This window comes from Dyadobacter sp. HNCC25DJ186 (assembly GCF_056895235.1).
Genome location: NZ_JBXHAS010000015.1, coordinates 60,358 through 83,806, shown reverse-complemented (window position 1 = coordinate 83,806; position 23,449 = coordinate 60,358). Strand labels below are relative to the sequence as shown.

At 38.8% G+C, this 23,449-nt stretch carries 15 protein-coding genes; 9 read left to right on the top strand and 6 right to left on the bottom strand.

Translation table 11 applies throughout. From position 1 onward, the window contains the following. Nucleotides 1-66 precede the first annotated feature (66 nt). A complete protein-coding gene (locus AC1XUO_RS27605; protein ID WP_483333071.1) occupies nucleotides 67-1,236 on the bottom strand; it encodes an FG-GAP repeat domain-containing protein in 1,170 nt (389 codons plus the stop codon). A gap of 162 nt (nucleotides 1,237-1,398) precedes the next feature. On the opposite strand from AC1XUO_RS27605, the gene gcvT reads away from it, so the two are divergent. The 8 genes from gcvT (at nucleotide 1,399) to AC1XUO_RS27565 (ending at nucleotide 10,934) form a co-directional block, all read left to right on the top strand. Continuing rightward, a complete protein-coding gene (gcvT, locus tag AC1XUO_RS27600) occupies nucleotides 1,399-2,481 on the top strand; it encodes a glycine cleavage system aminomethyltransferase GcvT (protein WP_483333070.1) in 1,083 nt (360 codons plus the stop codon). A gap of 87 nt (nucleotides 2,482-2,568) precedes the next feature. After that, nucleotides 2,569-3,279, top strand: a complete 711-nt coding sequence (locus tag AC1XUO_RS27595) for a 2-phosphosulfolactate phosphatase (protein ID WP_483333069.1) — start codon at nucleotides 2,569-2,571, stop codon at nucleotides 3,277-3,279. A gap of 39 nt (nucleotides 3,280-3,318) precedes the next feature. After that, nucleotides 3,319-5,199, top strand: coding sequence for a hypothetical protein (locus AC1XUO_RS27590; RefSeq protein ID WP_483333068.1), 1,881 nt, complete (start codon nucleotides 3,319-3,321; stop codon nucleotides 5,197-5,199). A gap of 26 nt (nucleotides 5,200-5,225) precedes the next feature. Continuing rightward, nucleotides 5,226-7,028 (top strand): PorZ beta-propeller-like domain-containing protein, encoded by a 1,803-nt coding sequence (locus AC1XUO_RS27585; RefSeq protein ID WP_483333067.1) that lies wholly within the window; start codon nucleotides 5,226-5,228, stop codon nucleotides 7,026-7,028. 69 nt (nucleotides 7,029-7,097) lie between these two features. Then, complete coding sequence (locus AC1XUO_RS27580; protein WP_483333066.1) at nucleotides 7,098-7,745, top strand: uridine kinase family protein; 648 nt, start codon at nucleotides 7,098-7,100, stop codon at nucleotides 7,743-7,745. A 143-nt stretch (nucleotides 7,746-7,888) separates the two neighbouring features. Then, nucleotides 7,889-8,635: a hypothetical protein gene (locus AC1XUO_RS27575; protein WP_483333065.1), complete on the top strand. Its 747-nt coding sequence runs from the start codon at nucleotides 7,889-7,891 to the stop codon at nucleotides 8,633-8,635. Between the two features lie 234 nt (nucleotides 8,636-8,869). Continuing rightward, entirely contained in the window at nucleotides 8,870-9,010 is a 141-nt protein-coding gene (locus tag AC1XUO_RS27570; RefSeq protein ID WP_483333064.1) for a lasso RiPP family leader peptide-containing protein, read from the top strand. 22 nt (nucleotides 9,011-9,032) lie between these two features. After that, entirely contained in the window at nucleotides 9,033-10,934 is a 1,902-nt protein-coding gene (locus tag AC1XUO_RS27565) for an asparagine synthase-related protein (protein WP_483333063.1), read from the top strand. 12 nt (nucleotides 10,935-10,946) lie between these two features. Here the strand turns inward: AC1XUO_RS27565 and porU2 (AC1XUO_RS27560) are convergent, their stop codons facing one another. The 4 genes from porU2 (AC1XUO_RS27560) to AC1XUO_RS27545 all read right to left on the bottom strand — a co-directional run bounded on the left by porU2 (AC1XUO_RS27560) (nucleotide 10,947) and on the right by AC1XUO_RS27545 (nucleotide 21,860). After that, entirely contained in the window at nucleotides 10,947-14,333 is a 3,387-nt protein-coding gene (porU2, locus tag AC1XUO_RS27560) for a putative type IX secretion system sortase PorU2 (protein ID WP_483333062.1), read from the bottom strand. A gap of 66 nt (nucleotides 14,334-14,399) precedes the next feature. After that, nucleotides 14,400-17,363 carry a putative type IX secretion system sortase PorU2 gene (gene porU2, locus AC1XUO_RS27555; protein ID WP_483333061.1) on the bottom strand — a complete coding sequence of 988 codons (2,964 nt, stop codon included), beginning with the start codon at nucleotides 17,361-17,363 and terminating at the stop codon, nucleotides 14,400-14,402. A 430-nt stretch (nucleotides 17,364-17,793) separates the two neighbouring features. After that, entirely contained in the window at nucleotides 17,794-20,751 is a 2,958-nt protein-coding gene (gene porU2 / locus AC1XUO_RS27550; protein WP_483333060.1) for a putative type IX secretion system sortase PorU2, read from the bottom strand. Nucleotides 20,752-20,882: 131 nt separating this feature from the next. Further along, entirely contained in the window at nucleotides 20,883-21,860 is a 978-nt protein-coding gene (locus AC1XUO_RS27545) for a hypothetical protein (RefSeq protein WP_483333059.1), read from the bottom strand. Nucleotides 21,861-22,519: 659 nt separating this feature from the next. On the opposite strand from AC1XUO_RS27545, the gene acpP reads away from it, so the two are divergent. Continuing rightward, on the top strand, nucleotides 22,520-22,753 hold the full coding sequence (acpP, locus tag AC1XUO_RS27540) for an acyl carrier protein (protein WP_483333058.1): 234 nt from the start codon (nucleotides 22,520-22,522) through the stop codon (nucleotides 22,751-22,753). Between the two features lie 51 nt (nucleotides 22,754-22,804). On the opposite strand, the gene AC1XUO_RS27535 is transcribed toward acpP, so the two are convergent. After that, nucleotides 22,805-23,440 carry a response regulator gene (locus tag AC1XUO_RS27535; protein WP_483333057.1) on the bottom strand — a complete coding sequence of 212 codons (636 nt, stop codon included), beginning with the start codon at nucleotides 23,438-23,440 and terminating at the stop codon, nucleotides 22,805-22,807. Nucleotides 23,441-23,449: the final 9 nt, after the last annotated feature.

Genomic DNA, 23,449 nt, shown 5'->3' with positions numbered 1-23,449 from the left:
ATGAAAATGCGGGGAGTGACACTAAAAAAATTAAGTGTAACTCCCCGCATTTTTTATTTTTTCAGTTTACTTTTTTTGATTCCAGTATACTACGACGTTGTGCGTGGAACGTCCGGAAGCTATGACATCCGAATCTCCATCACCATCCAGATCCGCCACTGTCAGATCTTCACAGGCAATTTTAATTTTATCGTCCAGCGAATATTCCTGCCATTTTTTTCCTTCCGGATCCATACCTACGAACATGCGTACACCCATAATATCAGCGACGTTTGGATTTCGCCAACCAACAACAATCTGGTCTCTGCCTTGTCCAAAAAAATCAGCGCAGGCCAGTGCGTGCCCTTCTTTCATTTTATCGGTCAATACGGTCCGATTATCCTTCGAGTAAACGACCAGCGAGTTGCCGTGCATAGGTTCAATGGTTGTAGAAAACAATTGGTTTTTGCCAAGAGTCCCCATTCGGATTTCACCAACGCCTTGTCCCGGCACCATCCAGTTTCCCGAAGGAGCCCAGCCATCGGCACCATTAAGAAAAACCTGAACACCTTCCTTACTTCCAACAGCCAAACCTGCAAACCGCCCGGAAACTTCCATCGGCTGAAAATTATGCGTCATGTGCATATTTGTTTCGATAAGATCATAACCCCAAAGACCTTTGCGGTTTTCCGGTACATCGAAAGCAATCATTTTTACCCCCGCTCCTACTCCATTCACGTTTCCCTCGCCATGCAACGGAAGTACGATCAGCTGGAAAGTATCATCCGTTCTTTTCACCCAATGCATTCTGTGAATCGTCACCTCATGATGAAGGCGTACCGGCTCCCAAAGCTGAGTGCGATCTTCCGTCGGCGATAAGTAAAATACGGCCCCGGAAAGTTTACTATTTTTCGTCTCTCCAGGGTTCCATTGCGCGCCAACGGCAACTTCAACTTTTCCGTCACCATCAATATCACGGGCTGCTATGCAGACATTATCCTGCTCTGTTAAATCTTTTGCGATCACGTGACGAATCCACTTGCCAGTTTTCACCCCGGGATTTTTATACCAGACGATCTCTTTTTTATCCGCCAGCAGAATATCCGGCTTGCCATCTCCATCCACATCACCCGTCACCACACCATATCCGATGCTTATCTGGTCATCAATCACCTCTCCTTTGAAAGTTGCCGTTTGTGCCTTGGTACTCAGATGGAAAAGTGAAAGAATAACGAATGGTAATATTTGTTTTTTCATAGATTAATTTTTCAATTTTTGACTTCAACAGAAGCCTTAAAGCATACTTTTTCACAATATACTTCAAAAACCTCGTTAGCTATATTTCTAAACATACATTTTTGCGTCGCTTTGTTCTGCTTTTCATACTTTTGTACTTTAAAGAGAACCAAAATCCATTTTATGAAAACTGTTCCCCTACATCAGGTCCATGTTCAACTAGGTGCCAAAATAGTACCCTTTGCAGGTTTTGAGATGCCAGTACGTTATTCTTCAGATATGGAAGAGCATCACACAGTCCGCAATAATGTCGGCGTTTTTGATGTATCACACATGGGGGAATTCAGCGTCAAAGGCCCCAAAGCACTTGATTTGATCCAAAGAGTATCAGCTAACGATGCTTCTGTTTTGTTTGATGGAAAAGTGCAGTATAGTTATTTGCCAAACGCTGATGGTGGCGTTGTGGACGATTTGTTGGTTTACCGATACAATGAAGAGGAATATCTTCTTGTGGTAAATGCTTCCAACATTGAAAAAGACTGGAACTGGATCCAGAGCCATAATACAGAAGGTGTTGAAATGAAAAACCTTTCTGATGATTTGTGTCTGCTCGCTGTTCAGGGACCAAATGCGACGGCGACCTTACAAAAACTTACCGAAGTTGACCTGGCTTCCATGGAATATTACACATTCAAAATCGGGAAAATGGCTGATATTGAAGGGGTGATTATTTCAGCAACGGGATATACCGGTGCGGGCGGATTTGAAATTTATATTCAAAAAGAAGATGCCGAAAAAATGTGGAACGCTATTTTTGAAGCAGGTAAAGAATTTAATATACAGCCGGTTGGCTTAGGTGCACGTGATACTCTGCGTCTTGAAAAAGGCTTCTGTTTGTATGGAAATGATATTGATGACAAAACTTCACCTTTGGAAGCCGGCTTAGGCTGGGTTACCAAATTCACGAAAGATTTCATCAACTCAGAAAATCTGAAAGGCCAGAAAGAAGCTGGTTTAAAAAATAAACTGGTTGGTTTTGAAATGATCGATCGCGGTATCCCACGCGGGCATTACGAATTGTGCGATGCCGAAGGAAATAAATTAGGTGACGTGACATCAGGAACACAATCGCCAACTTTGCAGAAAGGAATTGGTTTGGGTTATGTTCCAACAGCTTACAGCAAACCGGATACCGAAGTTTTTGTTAAGGTGAGAGACCGCCTTTTGAAAGCGAAAGTCGTAAAATTACCTTTCGTAAAAGGTTAAAAAATCTGATACCGGACAAAAACCAATATCCGGTATCATCCATTATCTCAAAAACTTTGATACTTAATTTTCCGTATTTGTTTTATTATGAAACACCTTGATGTTTGTTTGACGCCTGATTTACTGCATTTACATAAACTTGATAATTCAATTGTTGTCGTAGCCGATATCTTCCGGGCGACGTCCTGCATGGTTACCGGCCTGGCCTATGGTGTAAAATGTATAACACCAGTGGCAACCATTGAAGAATGTAAACTCCTGCAAGACAGAGGTTTCATCGCAGCAGCTGAGCGTGATGCGCACAAAGTAGAAGGTTTTGACCTTGACAATTCTCCGTTCAGTTATATGAACGAGCGATTAATTGGATCAGAAATTGCAATGACGACGACCAATGGAACGTTGTCTATTGCAAAAGCACGGGCCTCGGCGGTAAAAGTGATGGTAGGTGCTTTCTTAAATCTTGGTGCGTTGGCAAATCATTTAAGATCTGAACAATATGATGTTTTGGTGCTTTGCGCAGGCTGGAAAGGCCGGCCAAACCTGGAAGACACTTTGTTTGCAGGAGCCCTGGCTGAGGAATTAAAAGATCAGTTTATGTTAAGAGAAGATGGTACGCTGATGGCACAAAGACTTTACAATCAGAGTAAGGACAATTTGCTTGGCGCCGTTTCAAACTCATCACATGTCAGAAGATTACAGCGTCTGGGCATTCATAAAGATATTGCCTATTGTTTGCAGAAAGATTTATATGACGTCGTTCCTGTTTTAAGAGGGACTACACTTGTTGCCATGAATTGATATTCAAATTCGTTAATTATTAAGTTTCAACAACTATACATGTCAAAATTCTTCATCATTGCTTTCCTTGCTTTGTCCATAAGCACGACGTGGGTGCACGCGCAGGAATTACCTTCCACGCCGCAAACCGACAGTACTTTAACCAGTCCTAAGGAAAAACAAGATAAAAATTCAAATGAAGTTGTTGCTGATACCTTATCAGAAGCACAGGCGGAGGAGCAGGTTTTGAAGGCTGCAAAGGCAAATGGTGATACCGTTTATGCTTATAAAATAACAACCGGCGACTTATCCTATCTGACCGTTTGTCCGGGCACAACAATTACCGTTCCCTTTATTCCGGAAGGCCCTTTTGATGCTGACAATAACTTCATCGTTCACCTGATTGATCCCGCTGGAAGGTCTATCCCAATTTCGTTGCCTAGCAAAGAAGGGCCGATTCGCGCCGTTATCCCCTCCTATAAAATTGGTGGGGAAGTATATAAAATTCAAGTCCTGAGCACAATTCCCGTTATTAAAAGTCAGGAAGTTCCTATCCGTTTATTACAAACACCAACGGCCAGGATTGAAATTATTGACGGAACACAGGCTGTTCGGGTAATGCCCGGACGGGAAGTTCAACTGAAAATTAATCTGCAAGGCACCGCGCCCTGGTCTTTCCGCCTTTCGGATAGCACAACGGTATACCAAACCTTATCAAATCCCCATTACCTGACTGTCAAACCCACGCATGTTCAGGCTTACAGCATTGTCGGTATTTCCAATGCCTGCGGCAGCGGAACGTCAACAGGCGAACCGATCGTCAACGTGGATGACAATCCTGAACCTAAACTGGAACTAAAAGAAGTTGATAAGCTGGTCAGGCTTTGTTCCGGTATTCCTTTTCAGGTTCCGTTTAGTGCAACCGGAAAATTTAAAGCAGGAAATAAATTTGTAGTCCAGATTGCAGACCACGCAGGTGCTTTCAAAACAATATCTTCACCGGATACAACAGGTTATATCACGACGCAAATCCCCACCACGTACAAGCCGGGCGATTATCGTTTACGCGTGATGTCATCTGCTCCTTACTTAATCAGTCAGGTTGCCAATATCAGCATCGCCGCACCAACCGTGGCGACTTTACAAAGGGATTCTCTGCATCTGCCGGAAAACGGATCCGGAGACTTACATGTTCGTTTTGAAGGTGGAGGACCATGGTTCGTATTATTATCTGATGGTACTTATGAAAACAATATCATGGACTCACCGCATAAGATTACGGTGAAACCTTATCACGATACAAACTTCCAGATTTCATCAGCAGGAGGCCTTTGCGGCGTTGGAAAATTCTCAGGACGTGCGAAAGTAACAGTTACCACGCCACCGGCCAGTATCACGATGGAAAAATTACCACAATCGATGGTATGCGCAGGAAGTACAATTGAAATTCCCTACAAAACCGTTGGCCGCTATTCCACAACCAACCGCTTTGTCGTGCAGATAACGGATAAAAGCGGACGCTTCGTTGACCTGCCTACAACTGTTACACCGACGACTTTTACCGCAAAAGTTACCTCCGCTGTGTCGCCCGGCGATACAGTAAGAGCTCAGAAAATCCGAATTATCTCGTCGTCGCCTGCGGTTTCAAGTAAAGAGGAGGAGATCAGAGTGATTGCCAATAATAAAGCTGTGGGTGAAGTATCCGGAAAAGCTTTTATTTCGGGAGGCAGATCTACGCGTATCACACTTAAATTTAAAAACGGCTTGCCGCCCTGGTCCTTCACTTTATCGGATGGAACCGCTGTGAATGGTACTTTTTTAAATCCATATTTAATTACTGTTTCCCCAAAAGTTACAACGGAATATACCATCAGTTCTTTGAAAAGTGGTTGCGGAACTGGCGTTGCCACAGGCTCAGCCATTGTTACCGTTGATAAATAATTTACAAACCCAAAAGAAGAAGCGGAATGATACGCACCTTTAAACTGCTTTTGCTTTTGGGTTTTTTAAATACCTGTTCGATCGCCCAAAATATCCCACTTGGATCCTGGGAAACGCATTTCAGTTACCGCTCCACCAGGTTAGTTTTAAAAGTTGAAAACAAAATTTTCTGTTCATCGTATAACGGACTTTTTAGTATCGATCCGGATAATGATCAGGTTACAATCTTTTCAAAAGCAACCGGCCTGCATGACGTTGGGATCAGTGCTATGGCATATGATTCCACTGAAAAGTTGCTGTTGCTGGCCTATCGTAACGGAAATCTGGATCTTGTTTATTTAAATGAAAATCAGGAAGCAGAACAAGTGATCAACTGGCCGTTTTTACTGGATTCTCCTGACCTTCCTGCCAATAAAAAAATCGGCAAAATACTTTTTAGAGAAAACAGGGCATACCTGACAACCAGTTTCGGGATTATCGTTACAGATCCTAAATTAAGAGAGGTTGTTGAAAATTATCGTTATATCGGAGCAAATGGGACCGAGGCACAGGTCACTGACATAACTTTTACGAATGATTCGCTTTTTGCCGCAACTTCCTACGGTTTACTCGGAACGTCATTGTCTGCAAATATTAACAGACAATATTTTGCGAACTGGAAAACCATTTCAACACCTTACAAGCCAGTTTCCGTTTCTTTCCAAAATGGCAATTTATATGCAGGTCTAAATGGTCAGGGGATTTTTAAGAGAAAAAATGGAAACTGGGAATTGGTGTATGCTTCTTCGAGCCCGACAATTTCCTTCTCCAAAAATCTTGTTACCTTATCAGACAGAATTCTGGATATTGGGAAGGAAAAACCTGATGTTTACGAAAATCCTTTATTTAACTTTTTAGGTTCGTCAATATTAAACAACACATATTTCTGGACCGCTGACGCACGCCAAGGTTTGTTGAGCAACAAAGACGGAGCTTTCAAATCTTACAGTCCCTCCGAAGGAGATACAACTATCGTTGTCAAAATGGATTCTTCCGTCATTGATTTAAACGGATTGGTATGGACAAAACTGCCGTCTTATTTAGGTGGTGGAATTTCTGTCAAAAATCCGTTAAACAATCAACAGCGCATTCTTTCAGTGGCACCAGGAAATGGCGGTTTGCCCTCTTCGATCATCCATAGTCTGGCCGTTGATACGGACGGATTGATCTGGTTTGCCAGTGAACGCGGCATTGGATATTTTATCGCTGATGAGGTTTTAAACGGCTCGCGCCTGGATGCGATTTTGCCCATTTATGGCCAGCGTAAATTATTTGCCAACGAACGTTGTAACGCAATAGTCGTTGAACCGGGAAATCGCAAATGGATTGGAACTGAGACTGGAATATTTCAGTTTTCAGCGGATGGAACAGAACTTCTCAGACAGTTCACGTCTGAGAACAGCCCTTTGCCTTCTACTTTGATAAAAGATTTGTCATTCGAGGCGGAAACCGGTCTGCTGTTTGTTGATACGCCAAACGGCATGGTTGTCTACCGGAGTGATGCCTCCATTGCGCAGGAAAATTTATCATCCGTAACGATTTTCCCAAATCCTGTCAGACCAGAATTTGAAGGTAATCTTGGACTTAAAGGACTAACCGATAATGCTATTGTTAAAATAACAGACCTTTCCGGCAGACTGGTTTTCGAAACGCGATCACAAGGAGGAACCGCGTCCTGGAATTTGAATGATTACACTGGCAGACGGGCAAGGGGCGGAATTTATTTAATAATCGTTGTATCTTCCGATAGAAAAGAGAAAACAGCTGGGAAACTTGCGATCATCAATTAAACATACCTGACTACAATCATAAATCACACCTTGTGTGCAAATCCGGAGCGAATCCGAAAATTAACGAAAATGACACCCCACGAAAAACAACCTTATATCATCGGTATCACAGGCGGCAGCGCATCCGGAAAAACTTTTTTCATGAAATGCCTGATAGACTCTTTCGCGCCTGAAGATGTTTGCCGGATTTCCCAGGACAATTATTACCGCCCGATTCATGAAATCCCCAGAGACGAAAACGGGGTTGAAAATTTTGACCTGCCGGAAACAATCGACCATCATCTTTTTGCTGAACATATTGCTGTGTTAAGAGCAGGCCGTGAAGTTCAGCAGAAAGAATACACATTTAATAATCCGCTAATCAAACCAGAGATTTTAATTTTTGAGCCGCGCCCGATTATCATTGTAGAAGGAATCTTCGTTCTTTACTTCCCAGATATTGCGCGTCTTATTGATTTAAAAATATTCGTTGATGCGAAAGAACATGTTAAAATAAAAAGGCGGATTATTCGTGATAATAACGAGCGGGGTTATGACCTGGATGATGTTTTGTATCGCTGGGAACATCACGTGGCACCAACGTATGACAAATATATCCTGCCATTACGTTCAGAAGCTGATATGATTATCAACAACAATACACGTTTTGATACGGGATTGGATGTTCTGGTTGGTTTTTTGAAGAAGAAGTTGGCGGAGCGGAAGGACCAACAATAATCAGTTACGGTACATTTCATAAACTGCTTGATAATATTATTGTAACTATCTTTGCGAAGAAGAAATTTTTTGAGAAAATAGAAACCTTGGCTAAGGGATTTAACTCTTTGTTTGCAAATTATTAAATCAAATACTTACATCTAGTGAAAAGTAACACATGCTACTCTGAAAAGTGTAATCAGCGATTTTTAAAAATCGCTTTAATCCTTTTCGTTTTAACATTTCAATCATGTAATGACAAATCTGTGTCATCTGTAAGTCCTTATGACTACTATCCTTTATCGATTGGTCAATTTTCTATTTATCAAGTTAATGAAGTAATTTACTCATCAGGACAAAAAGATTCTGTTGTCAACTCATTTCAAGAAAAAGACGAAGTAATCAGTTTAACAACAGATCAATCTGGTATTGACACATACACGATATCGCGTTCTTCCCGAGCCAGCGAATCGGGATTCTGGCAAAAAAATAGAGAGTACAGAGTTCAACGCGTGCCAGACAAAATAGTTGTTGATTTAAATAATGAGATAAATGTACCATTGGTTTTTCCGATAAGCCGAGACTTGCAATGGAATGCATTTATGTATTTTAATCTGAATGACAAGGATTATCGTTATGGCTACAAGTCAAAATATCAAGAGATCGGGGTACCATTTGCTTATGGCAATCAGGAATTTAAAAATACGGTTAAAGTCGAGGAACGACTTGATACGACGGGTCTTATAAAATATAATTTAGCAGTAAAGTATTATGCAGAGGGAGTTGGACTGATTTCTGAAAATGAAGCGGATTTTGAATTTTTACAAAACAACGGAGAATTAGAAGGCTACAAGATAATTGCTTCCGGGAAGAGAAGAAATAAAGTTATCATTAGTTATGGAAAGAACTAATTGATCATCCACCCCAATGTAAATTTTCAACAAATTATTCAAAAATTAATCGTTAAAGTAATAGCATTTTGTGTAAAACTCTTTCTTGTGTAAAATGTTTAATTGTTACCTCTTATCAGTTATTTCCCTTTCATATTACAAATCTGACTGGATTTTAAAGCTCAAGATTTGGAAATAAAAAAAAACCTGCTAATTTTACACCGTATTTATAATAAACTTCTAAAACAGCAAAAAATGGTTAATCTACACTCTACACAGACGAAAAAGACGTATGTTAAGCCTATTTTATTAAAAAAAGGATCTGTTGCTAAGTTGACCCGCGGTCAAAAAGGCGGAAGTACAGATTTTCAAGGGGTCGGCGGAAACATTGGTTAAAATGTTATCTAATTAATTCTTGATGATTTTAGGCTGTTTTTGTTTTAATAGGAGTAATAATCTCTCTGATTATGGCTTATTACGCGGCTTAACATTAAGAAAGTTTGAAACGGGCTATTTCTTATTTGATGAAGAAAAAAGTCGTTTTTGCAAACAGTTACTGGTAATTAAAACTGATAGCAATCTTGAAATTGTAAACCCACTGGATATTAATTTCCCAGTGGGTTTTTCTTCATTATATGCTTTGGAAGAATATCTTAGAGAAGAATATTTTTCATTTAAAATGTCAATAATTATTTACGATGCGGACAGTGGGGAAATTACCTTAACAAGAGACCTGTTTGGAGTAAGACCTTTATATTATATCCACATCTTAAACAACTTTTTTGCATTTTCATCCAGTTTAACGGCTCTTCTTAAATTGGACATTGTTCGATCTTATCGAAGCCTAAATATTTCCAGTATAAATAACTATTTAGAATGGAGCTCTGATGGCTCGTTATACTCTTCTGACACGTTTTACAATGACATTAAAAATGCGCAGCCTGGAAAGTCTCTGCTGATCAATCCAAATCATAGCTATTATACTGATTTTTGGGTATTTAATCCCTTACGTTGGGTCCCACTTAAAAGTAAAGAGGAATTTGGAGAAGAATTTAAGGTACTTTTAAAAAGTTCAGTTAGAGACTCACTTAGAAATTCTACCAGCGTTGCATCTACATTGAGTGGCGGACTTGATTCTTCGTCAATATGCTGTCTTATAAAAATGATTAAACCTGAAATTTCAATTCATACCATATACGCAGAGACCAGTACCAGTTTGACAGAAGAAAGCAACTTTGCCATTAGCGTTGCTGAACATATTAACTCAAAACATCATATTATAACCCCTCCACTCGATAATTTATTCGAGAGTTCCGTTCTTCACACATCCCTATATGGGCACCCGGAATACATGCTAAATGGCTCTTCTTTGAATAGAAGTGTTATACACACAGCCCTAGAATCCAACTGCACAACATTATTTAGCGGTCACGCTGGCGACTCAATAGTCGGCTACGGAGGAGATTTTATTTTCAACCTTTTTAATGAGGGGAAATGGAATAGGCTTAAAGAAATTTTTTCTGCCCCTACACATCAAAGCCTAAGATATAATGATGAAAAAACTGAGTCAGATTTGGTGAAAGAGTTACTTTTTGCACTATTATTAAGAAAAAGAGAATCTTTAAAGACCCTTGAATTAGCCTTACTAGTAGGTAAAGTATCTCGTTTTTTTAAAATACCACTTCAATTCTTTATAGCAAAAGGTTTGACTAAAATGAACACATATTTTAGTATACCGTCGAATATATCATCCAGACAAGTATCACATGACCCCCAATCGAAGGTGAATTATCAATTTCCATTGTACCGAGGGACTGAGGATATATATGCAAACCAATACGACAGTGTTTTTGGAATCCAGTCTGTACTAATCAATGAGCAATTTCATACGCTGGATAATTATTATGGAACCCATCATGAATTTCCTTTTTACGACAAGTCACTTTTTGAATTATGTTTATTCGTTCCTAGCGAAGTTAAATATGACAATGGACTTCGAAGAGGGCATTTTAGAGAGGCTATGAAAGGGGTTTTGCCCGAAAATGTGAGAACCAGAGTAAGCAAAGCTAATTTTGGTCTATATGGTAGAATTACTGCGTTAAAACTTTACGAACAAAGCCAAGATTTACTGACTTACAATAACGAAGTCTGGGATTTCGTGGAAAAAAGTAAATTCGACAAATGTGTCAAAATATTAGTTAAAGATAATCTCCCAGTTCATTATTATAACAAGGTAAATTATTTTGTAACTAAAACAATTTACCTTGCTATTTGGCTTGACATATTGAAGAAGGATGGTTTCATCTCAGGATTTTTATAATCCATAGCGACATTATCTTATCAGTGCAATTTTTCCACTATAAACCTGCTTGATACTTTTTGAATTTGATGTTAATATTTTATACGAATAGAGCCCTGAAGTTATATCTGGAATCCAAAACCACTCAGAAATCGCAATTGGTAAAATAACATCTTTTACAATATTTCCTTTTAAATCAAATATCAGAACATTTGTTATCCTCATATCATCAGAAGCTCCTCTAAACTTGAAACGAACATAATCCGTGGCAGGATTAGGAGAGACAATAAGCTCAACAGCATTCGCAACATCAGATACCGAAAATCGAACCCTGTATCCAGGAGAATTGCTATTTCCTGCTATGTCCTTCCCTACGACCAATAATTCATAAATTCCTTCTATCATATTAGACCCGGTAAACTCTAGTGTGAATGATTTCGAATTTAAGGAAGTAATTTTTATATCATTAGTAAAAAAAGAAAGCCTCTTAAAATCACAATTATCATCTCCGCAAGCTTTTATAAATACATCAAGTAAAGTCGTATCAGCATAAAAACTATTATTGTCAGTTAATGTAATATCAATTACGGGTTTAGGGGAAATTATTTCATCATTTTCAATTCTCACATTATTAAAAGTAACATTTACAAAAGGAGCTATATTATCCCTAGCACTTTCGACAGGATATAGCGAATTGGCTTTTGCTAATTCCCAATCTACCAATAGCTCAGAAATATTGTTGTTTTCCAGTAATTCACTAATTAAATTGTCTGGATCAATTTTAACTTCAATGCGCGCTAATGGCTTAATATTATCCGTTACGACATAAAGAGTGTCTTTAAAAGCTATTGAAGGATAATCGTTCTTCTTAATTGCTTTCGAACCATCACTATAAAAGTAGGTAACTTGCACCGGAACTTTCTGCTCCTTAAAATACCTACCCCCATTGGAAACGATTATCCCAGTCTTTATCAACTTAGATTCTCCTATGCTGATATTATTAGCATCAGAAACAATGAATACCCCCTCCGAACGATCAACCGCGAGATCTGGCTTGCTTACTCTTACTAATTGAACAGCTGGATCACCCTGTAGCAATGACTGATGGATATTAGCCACATCGTAATCACTTCGATTTTTACTTAAAATTTCCAAGGCTGCCCTTTGTTGAATCTGTCCAATACTAAGGGTCTCAACAGGTTCATTAAAGATCAGGCTATACAACTTGTTTAAGTAATTTATTGATGTAGCAGCATAACTATAATAGGAATTAGCAATAATTGAAATGGATCCTTTATCCTTACCGTTTATCCAATCCGAAGATAAAGGAATACGATCAGCGGCGGTTGGGCTTGCGTTATGCCTCCCGCTAAAAATATTACCAACACCGCAGCCGTTAAAATACAACAATGGATACTTTCCAAAATTTTGATACGAATTAGTAGCGTCAGAAATGTAACCAATATCAAAATCAGTGATAGTAGGATCCCCATGTCCAAGATAAGAAATCATACCTACCCCCTCATTAACCTGCTTAGATATGTTAGCCTTTTCAGTAGGTGCACTTGCATTTTGTTTACTTACTGCCTCCACTACTCCCCCTACCTCGCCGGTTTCCACTATGGGCACCAAGCTGGAAAGGGCAGCTTTAAATTCCAGAACCTCACTGGTAGTTTTCCCGCCATTTAAATGAAGAATTCTTTTCTTCCAGCTTGGCGAAGCGGCATCTGATTCATAATATTTCACTTTTTCAAGGTAGTTGTTTACCTGATCAACACTCACAGCATTAATTCTACCCACTGGTATGGTCGGAACATCTGCTGGTACACCGCCTAAACCTTCAACTAATAACAAATCAGAACCGGGATAACCTATCGTAGGCACTTCATCCTTTAATTCTCTGTTTAACCTCATCTTGGATTGTATCGTAGTTGAGATACCAATCAAGAGCAAATTATGTTGACTTCTGATCCCGTTACTGACCATATAATCCGTGAAGCGTCTTATCGCCACAGGACTAGGTTCTCCATAATTAAATTGATTGTATACGTCAGTTACTTTTAATGACAAAGCTTTATAATTTCCACCAGATGCCGATTTTCTATACTCACTATATTTGTTGGCTGCCTCAATCAAAGGATCGCTTGAAATAATCAAATAATCGTATGTAGATGGATCTAAGTTATTAAATTTGACTGGTGTGACTTTGTCGTTAGGTACAGTGGTTGCTTCCGCCACTACTAACAACTTAATTGCAGCATTAGCCTTTCGAGCAACTACGGTATTAAGTGTTGACCCGCTCATATTCCCTGGTATTATTCTAACATTTTCGGAATCGCTAACATCATATATTTTCGAATTCAGAGGCGCGTTTGTTATGATGATTGTGCTAGATTGACTTTTCGTTGGCATCAAATTAAAAACCATTGAGCCAGAATTAGACATATCAAAACTTTGCGGATATCTTAACTTTAAATAAGTAACGGAAAAGGCTCCGGTTGTATTAAACGTATTTGTAACTTTTGCCGTTTCTATTTGCAACTGCCCCTTACCCGTGCCGTCATACCCGGTACTTTCATCAAGGTCAAAAAACTGTTTATATGGTATAAATCCTGAAAACTCAACGAATTTTTGATAATCAACAAGGCTTTCTGCCGATTTTCCAATAGATATTTTTATTTTGTTATTGCTAAAAGTTCTTCCATTGAAAAGTATTTCAAACTGAGGTTTAATATTTTGGTTACGTACTAGATTTTTTAATTGAAAAGGGTAAGAAAAAATTGGATCTCCGATTATAACACTATCCCTATTTTTACTTTTCCAGATTAGCTTTCCAGTTGCAGCCTTGCCTGCAGAAAAATAACTCTGATCCAAAGGTATCAACACAAAGTTTGTCCTTTCATCGTGTGTATAATCATCTGAATAAGTTACTATTTCTTCCTGAATATGATAAGGCTCCGCATCACTAGTTGGTGACAAAATTTCTTGTTTTTCAATAGATTTAATCGATATGTTTGAATAAGTAAGGAAATAAGAACTTTCATCAGAAAACCAGCTATAATACGGGTTTGCTCTAACACCTGTATAAGGTCTGTAAAGTAAAGCGTCGGAAGCACCATCATTGCCAATTCCGTAAAATTCTATTTGAGTCGGAGAGATACTGGTCATAGCAATTTCCACACCTCTGTGATAAAGGTGTAATTGCCCCTGTTTATTTTTGAAATTCTCCGGAAGTGTTACTCTGTGTATTGCCTGAGTCTTGACATTTATTTTAAGCCATTCCTGGTTATATTTTCCAGCTAGCCACTCGCTACCGTTTACACCGCCCCATGGAACTTGTGCAAATAAAATTGTAGTGCTTAATAGACTAACAAGCCACAGTAATGTTAAGCGAAACCGATAGAGTGGTATATAGTGCATAATAAATCATTGATTATTCATTGAGGGAGTTCCAACTAATTCTGCTTAACTGAAACTCCCCTTTACTTATTGCTTGATCAGCTTTTTACTAAAAATATCACCATTAGAAGTTTTTATTTCTAGAATATATTCCCCAGCAGGATAATTTGAAAGATTAACTTGATTACCAACACCGTTGGTCTGAAGGAGATTACCCTTGATGTCTATCAAATTCCAGGATTTTATCTCCATTGACTTCATATGCTCTATCTTACTACTTCCTGTTGTTGGATTTGGTGACAGATAAAGTTTATCTAAGCTCGGCAATTCAACAGAAACGATCTTCGAATAAGTTATTTTACTTTCTACTGCATTTCCAACTTCGCCCACTCCATCCACCTGAACTAAACGATAATAGTTAATACCAGGAGTTGGATCGCTATCAATAAAGGAGTAAGAGTTTTCAGAATCAGAATTTACCTTTCCCTCAACCCTTCCTATCTCTTGGAAATTCTTTGCGTTATAACTTCTTTCAATCTTGAAATGGCTGTTATTTCTTTCCCAAGCAGTTATCCATTCTAGTTGAACTCTATCAGTGCCAAGTAATTTTGCTCCAAAAGATTTTAAATCAACAGGCAATGGATTTGATACAAGTAAAAGACGCAGTGCTGGATCACCGTGAAGCAACGACTGATGATTACTAGCAACATCATACGACCCAGCATTGCCCCTATCCATTATAATTTTAGCAGCAGCTTTGTGAATCTGGCCTATTGTCATACTTGCTTTGTACAGGTTCTGGTAAAGCGCACCTATATATTGATGCGATGCTTCTTCAAATGCATAGTAACTATTAGCAATATTAGCGATAGAACCTTTGTTTTGGCCTAGCAACCAGTCCGAAGTGAGGGGTATCTGATCCGTTGAGGTCGGATATGGCGAAAACCTTCCGCTAAATAGATTCCCTACTCCACATCCATTAAAATATAAAAATGGATATTTGCCAGTATTATTATAAGTTCCATCTGAAATATATCCGATATTGTAATCGGTTTGTGTGGGGCTACCGTGGCCATAGTAGACCAAGGCTCCAACACCACTATTAACTTCCGAATGAATATTCAGCCCGGCAGATGGATAACCATAGTCACCATCTGGCTTCACTTTTGCAGTTACATTTCCCAAAAACGGACTGCTAGTGACCAACGAGTTGTAGTCGGACAAATATTTGGCAAATCTGGTATTTTCCCCTGCTTTTAACCCTCCACTCACATGATAAACTCTTTTCCTCCAATCTAAATTTTGATTATACTGACCCTCATAATCTTTTACTTTTTGAAGATAATTCTCAACTTGGATGGTAGTAGTCGCAGATAGTCTTCCTATCGGAATACTAGGAACCTCGGCAGTACCGGATGTTAAACCTTCAACAAGTAATACATCCGATCCAGGGTATCCTATTGTAGGTACCTCTTCATTCAATTCTCTATGTAGTTTTAATTTTGATTGAATGGTTGTCGAAGGGCCAATAAGCAGCAAATTATGTTTTTCGCGAACACTGTTACGAATCATATAATCAACATATCTACGAATAGCAACAGGGCTTGGTTCTCCATAGTTAAATTGATTATAAATGTCCTTAATTTGCGTAACCAGCGTACTGTAGCCGCCTCCAATGGCCGAACTTCTATAATTTGCGAAGTTATTTGCTGCAGAAAGCAGTGTACTATTTGTTATAATAAGATAATCATTGTTAGCAGGAGCATATTCTGTAAAAGTCACACCGTTAATCTTTGAGTTATCAACTTGAAAAGTATTATTTGTCACAAATAGATTTAATTCTTGATTAGCGATCCTATCAACCATCAATACTAATGTCGTTCCATCATAACTCGTGGGAATTATGCGAGGCGCATCTTGGCTTGTAATATCAAATACTTTCGCATTTAGTGGCGCATTTGTAATTCTCACCAAACTTCTGCTATTACTGGAAGGTATTAAATTAAACGTTGCAGAGTTTGTATTTGCCATGTTAAAGCCCTGGGGATATGTAAATTTCAGATAAGTGACTGAAAAAGCGCCGGTGGCTGTTAGAAAGTTTGAGGCAAATGTACATGCCAAAGAAAATACTCCATTACCATTCGCGTCAATATCGGAGCTACCTTGATTCGCTGTTGAAAAGTTCAGTGAGAATTGTCTCTTAACAGCATTAAATCCTGAGAATTCCCAGAAATTTGGATACGATACTAAGCTTCCGGAAGTTTTCCCACGAGATACTCTCACCTTATTGTTGACACCGGCATAGGTTCTTCCGTTAATCAAGACTTCTACCTGAGGCTCCAATACTGGATCCTCATACAAATTCTTAAGTTGAAAGGGAAAAGTAAATAAAGAATCCCCTATGTATGTCAAGAATCTACTATCTGGTTGATACTTCCAGATCAAATTACCGGTGGCCGCCTTTCCGTCTTGAAAAAAACTATTGTCTAGTGAAATACTGGCAGGATTTGTAGTTTCGTCATGGGTATAGTCATTAGAGTATACCGTAATATCCCTTTGTAAGTGATAAGGCTCAGCGGTGCCGGACACTGTAAATTGTTGCTGTGTGACAGCTAGCTCTGTTGGTGATGCGAAATAAGTCAGGAAATAACTACTCTCATCCGAAAACCAACTATAATAAGGATTCGCCCTGATTCCTGTAAAGGGCCGGTATAAGAGCGCGTCCGAAGCACCATCATTAGGAACTCCATAAAACTCAACTTCAGTATTAGTTGCACTTATTAATGCAACTTCCGTCCCTCTATGATAAAGATGTAATTGATTAGCCTTATTTTGGAACCCAGCAGGCAGCGTAACTTTATGAACTCCCTTTTGGCTAACACTAATTTTTAACCAATTAGGTCCATATTTCCCGGCAAGCCACTCATTCCCATAAACCCCACTCCAAGGGCTTTGCGCCAAGGCATCTGATATCGGGAGCGTAAAATTAAAAAGGGCAATTGCTGCAATAACGATCAGCCTGATTGCCTGTAAAGTAGATTTTTTGTGCATAATGTGGAACCCGTTTTGTTACGATATTTTCTATTTAACTGATTAATAACCATACTATTGCTTAGAACCTAAGATTAAAGAAAAACAGCGGTTAATAGATTTTAATCAATTGAGGATAAAATTACAACAAGTTAAATATCTGTACAAGTAATTCTTACAATTAACCTTTGGAATAATTGTACATCTTCCATTCCTGATAAAGAATCGACTTTTACCAATAATTTTAAGACGCCTGGTGATATTAAAGGTAACTGAATTTCAAAATTTTAATATAACTAACCTCGACAAAGGCACCGATAATCCGGCAATCAAATACATTGTGAGTAACTGAATTGGTCTGTTCCTTTTTCCAAAATCTACTAAAACAAAATAACCAGGATAACAACATAAGATTGCGTTATCCTGGCCGAATTGCGTGAAACAGAAATGATTAAAACTTCACAATCGTTTTGGTGTAAACTTTATTACCAGAAATCACCCGGATAACATAGAGCCCTGGCTTTTCCTTTTTGATATTAACATCAACTTCTCTTTCCATATAAAACGATTTACTGACAAATTTGTAGCCCTCTGCCCCATAAACTTCGACAGTACCATCGGGTATATTTTTCAAACCTATCTTAATCAACCCATTAGACGGATTTGGGAATACGGCTAATTCCGGCTCAATTAAGTTTTCCACCGTATCAGTTGCCACCTCCACTCCTTTTCTTGAAGCAGGATCGTCACTACCAGAACATGGCTCAACATATCCACGGAAAACAGATCCATTCAAAGCATCAAAACCAGCTGCAAGTAACACCTCAGTTCCCGCATGATAATTTGCTACCGCTCCTGAATTAATCGTGTTTGTTACAATAAGAAAGTTTTGTGCCTGTTTATGATCATTTGCTCCCGAAGCCACAGTTCCACTCACGTTTAAACTGGGCTTACATTGAGTACTGGTTCTCAAAATTTGAAGTGCAGGATCACCAAGTAAAATTCTTTGATGGATGCCATTGGATATATTGTTCTGATAGTCGTACACATAATTAACGTTTGTGACGGCATTAGTATTTGTGGCTGCATACATATTACCTCCCACTTTTTGAAGAATTGCCCCAATAGTTCCTCTGGCCTCCTCAGAAGTTTTGAAAATATGTTCATACAGAAAAGGAATGTTTTTAGTTTCAACAGATTCCCATCCGTAAGTGGAAAGTCCAATTACAGCTATCGAACCTTTATTAGGTGTTAATAACCAGTCCTTAGCGAGCGTATTGCTTCGACTAACGAAAATATTTCCAACACCACAGGCTGCAAAGGACATCACAGAATACTTTTTTGAAGCTGAATATCCCCTACCGACATCGGAGACATTCCCCATATTCAGCTCTGTATAACCCGGATAACCATGGCCATAGTAACTTATAAAACCCACTCCGGTGTTAACCTCAGAACTAATATCAACAAATTCTGAAGGATAAGCACTTGCATTTTGCTTCCATTTTGCTGCAATATTTCCAGAAAACGGTATCGAAGTTACTTTTGAGGCCTGTGTGTTCATAAAAATCTTCATGCGATCTCGCTGACCTACGTCCGCACCACCGGTAAGATGCAATACATTCTTTCTCCATTCCCTGTTCGTCGTGTCTTGTTCATACTCAATTACTTTTGCCAAATAATTAAGCACCTGTTGAGGACTGTTCGCCCCGATTCGCCCAACCGGAATGGCTGGTAGATCATCCTGTACTCCGGCAAGACCCGATACTAATAACACATCGGATGCGGGATACCCAAAAGTCGGAACCTGATCTGGCAGTTCTTTATTTTTCGTTATTGAGTCTCCAATGGTAACAGAATTCCCTATCAATAGTAAATTATGATTATCTCTTATACCGCCTGAAAGCATGTAATCAGCAAACCGTTTTATTGCTACCGGACTTGGCTCGCCATAGTTAAATTGATTATATATTTCTTTTATCTCTTTTACAAGCGGACGCATATAACCTCCTAGTGATGACCCCCGGTAAGACTTATATTCTTCCGCAGCAGATTTCAAATTATCCGTGGTAACTATCAAATAGTCATACGCTGAGGGAGAGATCTCTGAGAAACTCACTGTAGTAGTATTAGAAGATAAATCTACCGGACTATCATCGGTAACCAACAATGTCAGTGATTTATTCACCTTCCTTGAAACCATTACATTCAGCTCAGAATTAATAACATAGCTTTTCAAAATCCGTGGCTTATGTAAATCTGTTACATCAAAAACTTTCGCATTAGCTGGTGCATCCGGAATAATGACTTTACTAAGCGTATCACTGGTAGCTCGAAGTTCAAAAGAAACTGGGGTTTGGCCATTCATTGAAAACATCTGTGGATATCTTAGTTTCGCGTAGGACAGGGAAAACATCCCGGTACCAACAGTAAAAAAACGTGGGTCCGGGTTCGTTCCCATCTTATTTGTAAAAATTCCAACATTTAAAAAGCCATTGTTACGCAGATCTGAATTCAAGGTATCTGAAGAGACGTTTAGAATAAATTCTCTTTTTATCGGCTTTACCCCCTTGAAAATCATATGATTTGATAAAGTTAAATCTCTAACAGTGAGAGAATCCTTGCCCACTTTTACGGTTAAATCATTCTCACCTGACAAAAGTCTTCCATATACAAGAATTTCAAGTGTTGGTTGCCAATCCGCACTTCCAAAAAGATTAAGGATAGGAAACTTTGTCCAAAAATCACCAAATAATTTAGGATTTGTCAAGGTACTATGTTTTCCATAAACCTTGCTTGTCATTCCCTTTTCACTGATCCAGTAGCTCGGTGCAACGGTTGGTGATTCGAAAGAATCGTCAATACTATAGCTGTAGTTATCAGTAAAAAGTTGAATTTCTTCTTTGACATGATAGCTTTCGGAGGGAATATCGGCCATTACTCTATCAATTACTAAGGCCCTTTTTCCAGGAACAGATGAATATGTAAGAAAGTAAGCACTTTCATTAGAATAAAGACTAAAAAAAGTATTTACCCTTGCAGTAGTATCAGGCTCGTTTTTGCTAGAGTAAAATAACAATTCATCCGATTTCCCGTCATTGGGTACCCCGTAAAATTGAATTTCAGTAGCCGTGGCATTTAGTAAAGAAACTTCTTTTCCCCTATGGTATAAATGTAAAAAAGCGGCCTTGTTTTGAAAATTACCAGGTAGTGTTACCTTGTAAATTCCCTTATTTTTAACATTAATTTTCAACCACTCCTGCCCATACTTTCCGGCTAACCATTCATTACCGTAAACCCCGCTCCATGGAGTTTGCGCAAACCCAATACAAACCATGCCAGTCATGACTATGACAGACAACATCAATCGTTGCAGGATTTTTTCATTTCCAGTGATCCATTTCATCATTTCAAAGAATTTTATAGTTCGATTACGCATGATTACTTCTTATCGATCAAACTTTGGATCAACTCTTTCAATTGAACAACCTGACTTTCCAGAATATCCAATTGCAGTTTTTGATGTTCAATCTTCCTTTGCTAGTCAATGGCGTACAGTGTTAGCTCTTCTATTTTCTCTTGTTGCAAAACAGAGATTCTACCCAAATCCAGCCCTTGATTTTCAACCTGACTGGCTTTTGGTATGTTCGGCAAATGTCCATGACTTAAAATAAAATCCTCTACCTCAGAAAGTGGTTTCAGTTTATAATCCTCCTTAAAAACATAATCCGCCCATCCTGAACGCACACGAACTTCTTCGGTTAGAATTCCTCCCTTCACAAATAACTGATAAGCACTTACGTCCGCCCCACCAACCGACGCTGGAAAAACAGATGTATTGACGCCCACCTTACCATTAAAGATTAGATTCTTAGCAGTGAAATCTCCGTAGATAAGCGGGTTAACCGTTTCTGTATTTGAAATAATTAATTTGTTGCTTTCAGTGGAGTTCATTCCTGCTTTCATTCCTAAAAATACATTGTCTGACCCCGCAGGATTATATAAACCGGCTCCGGTTCCAACGTAAGTATTATTGCTCCCGGTGGTATTAACCCCCCCTGCCGCATTACCTACAAAAACGTTCGCAGAACCAGTAGTATTCGCAGTTCCTGTTGATGTTCCACCCAAAAAAACATTATAATTACCAGTAGTATTATTCTGGCCTGCAACAGTCCCAAGAAAAGTGTTTTCCTTTCCGGTAGAGTTACTATAACCAGCCTTGTATCCTAAAAAAGTGTTGAACCTACCAGTTGTATTTGAATAACCCGACAGACCGCCAATAAAGGAATTCTTTTCTGCAGTATTAATTCGGCCCGCGTAATTACCAAAGAATGTCCCATACTCACCAGCAGTCCCCGCTCCAGTACCATCATACGTAACCGTACCATTAAAAGACAACGTACCATCCGTGCGTGCTGATCTCAAAGAATCGCTTTGTGCATTAACCTTTCCAAATAAAGCTGACGCAATAAGAAATAAAAAAGCACTTCTCTTGAACTGTAAATAACTGTGTTTCATTTTATTAATGTATGTAAATAGTATCCCTACTCTGTTAAGGCTTTTCGGGGGCCGCCGGATTGCCGGATCACCAGTCTGCCGGATCACGGATCTTTTCTTTATACTTGGATATACCAGAAAATTTAAAAATGAGACATTGTCCTTCTGCTGCACGATTCAGGTGTGCATCCACAGTTCGACAATATGATTTTCAAGGTGATTTTTCGAAGGGCAGGTGTGTAAAAGTTAAACACGCCTATGCCTGTGAATTAATCACCGGTTAAATCGAAAGAAGAATTTGATAAGTTGAGATTTGGTAAGCAAGCTAATATTTGAAATATTCCTACACAAATAATATGACAAATTTGAATAAAATATATTCCTATTAGTTGTAGTAGCTATAAGCCAAATTTTAATAACTTTTTATTCTTTAATCGCTATATGCTACTGGTCTGCGTTAAAGAAATTCTAGCTACGAGCATCAATTTTACAGTTTCAGTCCAGTTCTAAATGTACGTGTGAAGACACCCTACCCATTTCAGGGCGAGGTTAAAATAAATTATTCGACATGAACTGAACGATTTGCACTATTTAGCGGTACTAATCCTACATTAATTTCGTTCATACGAAAATTAGTAGTCCATGAAAATTGTAAATCTTACACATTAGCCAGAGAAATCATGAGAGAACGTATTATTAAAATACTAAATAATTTTGGCGTTGATAACAGCGCGGTTTCAGACAATGCCAATTTTATTAAAGATCTGGGATTTGATAGTCTGGATACGGTTGATCTGATGATGCAGGTTGAGCAGGAATTTAATATCGCAATTCCCGATGAAGATTACTCTAAAATTGTTACGTTAAAAAGCCTAGTTGAGTATCTTGAAGAACGTCAAAGTATATTGGCTTAATCTGGCTTAATTTGCTTCATAAGTCGATGCCAGGCGGTGTTTGACATCGGCTTATAGAGGTCTCCCTATCACCCATTTATTTGAATTCGCAATTTTTATTGCATCTGCCTTACTGGATACTTCCAGCTTCCGATAGATATTTTTGATATGTGTCCTGATGGTTTCTTTACTAACAAAGAGGTCCAGTGCGATTTTAGAATAACTTTTACCTTCGGCTATACTTTGCAAAACCTCTGTCTCTCTTTCTGTCAGAGGTGAATCCTGCTGCTGGCGAAAAGACTGAACAACCATTTTTGCAATGGATAAACTCATCGGAGCACCGCCGGCTAGCGCCTCATCAATATTCTGTACAATTTCTGATATGTTAGAGTTTTTGACTATGTAACCGCCAGCTCCTGCACACAAGGATCGGAAAACCTTTTCACTATCTTCAAATACGGTTATAATGAGCACAATACAATTAGGAAGCTGCTTTTTTATTCTGGTAGTTCCGGCGATACCATCCATTCCTGGCAGCTCAATATCCATTAATACGAGGTCAGGATTATCGTTATATAAATTTGCCAACGCGTCCTCACAGTTTCCATATAAATTTACAACTTCATAATTCTCAACGGTATCAAGCACCGCGCTAAACCCTTCACGGATTGAACAATTATCTTCGATAATAATTATTTTCTTTTTCATAGCTGAAAC

Excerpts from the sequence above, each read along its gene's own strand:
- AC1XUO_RS27605 (WP_483333071.1), bottom strand. The coding sequence starts at position 1,236 with ATGAAAAAACAAATATTACCATTCGTTATTCTTTCACTTTTCCATCTG.
- gcvT (WP_483333070.1), top strand. The coding sequence starts at position 1,399 with ATGAAAACTGTTCCCCTACATCAGGTCCATGTTCAACTAGGTGCCAAA.
- AC1XUO_RS27595 (WP_483333069.1), top strand. The coding sequence starts at position 2,569 with ATGAAACACCTTGATGTTTGTTTGACGCCTGATTTACTGCATTTACAT.
- AC1XUO_RS27590 (WP_483333068.1), top strand. The coding sequence starts at position 3,319 with ATGTCAAAATTCTTCATCATTGCTTTCCTTGCTTTGTCCATAAGCACG.
- AC1XUO_RS27585 (WP_483333067.1), top strand. The coding sequence starts at position 5,226 with ATGATACGCACCTTTAAACTGCTTTTGCTTTTGGGTTTTTTAAATACC.
- AC1XUO_RS27580 (WP_483333066.1), top strand. The coding sequence starts at position 7,098 with ATGACACCCCACGAAAAACAACCTTATATCATCGGTATCACAGGCGGC.
- AC1XUO_RS27570 (WP_483333064.1), top strand. The coding sequence starts at position 8,870 with ATGGTTAATCTACACTCTACACAGACGAAAAAGACGTATGTTAAGCCT.
- AC1XUO_RS27565 (WP_483333063.1), top strand. The coding sequence starts at position 9,033 with ATGATTTTAGGCTGTTTTTGTTTTAATAGGAGTAATAATCTCTCTGAT.
- porU2 (WP_483333062.1), bottom strand. The coding sequence starts at position 14,333 with ATGCACTATATACCACTCTATCGGTTTCGCTTAACATTACTGTGGCTT.
- porU2 (WP_483333061.1), bottom strand. The coding sequence starts at position 17,363 with ATGCACAAAAAATCTACTTTACAGGCAATCAGGCTGATCGTTATTGCA.
- porU2 (WP_483333060.1), bottom strand. The coding sequence starts at position 20,751 with ATGATGAAATGGATCACTGGAAATGAAAAAATCCTGCAACGATTGATG.
- AC1XUO_RS27545 (WP_483333059.1), bottom strand. The coding sequence starts at position 21,860 with ATGAAACACAGTTATTTACAGTTCAAGAGAAGTGCTTTTTTATTTCTT.
- acpP (WP_483333058.1), top strand. The coding sequence starts at position 22,520 with ATGAGAGAACGTATTATTAAAATACTAAATAATTTTGGCGTTGATAAC.
- AC1XUO_RS27535 (WP_483333057.1), bottom strand. The coding sequence starts at position 23,440 with ATGAAAAAGAAAATAATTATTATCGAAGATAATTGTTCAATCCGTGAA.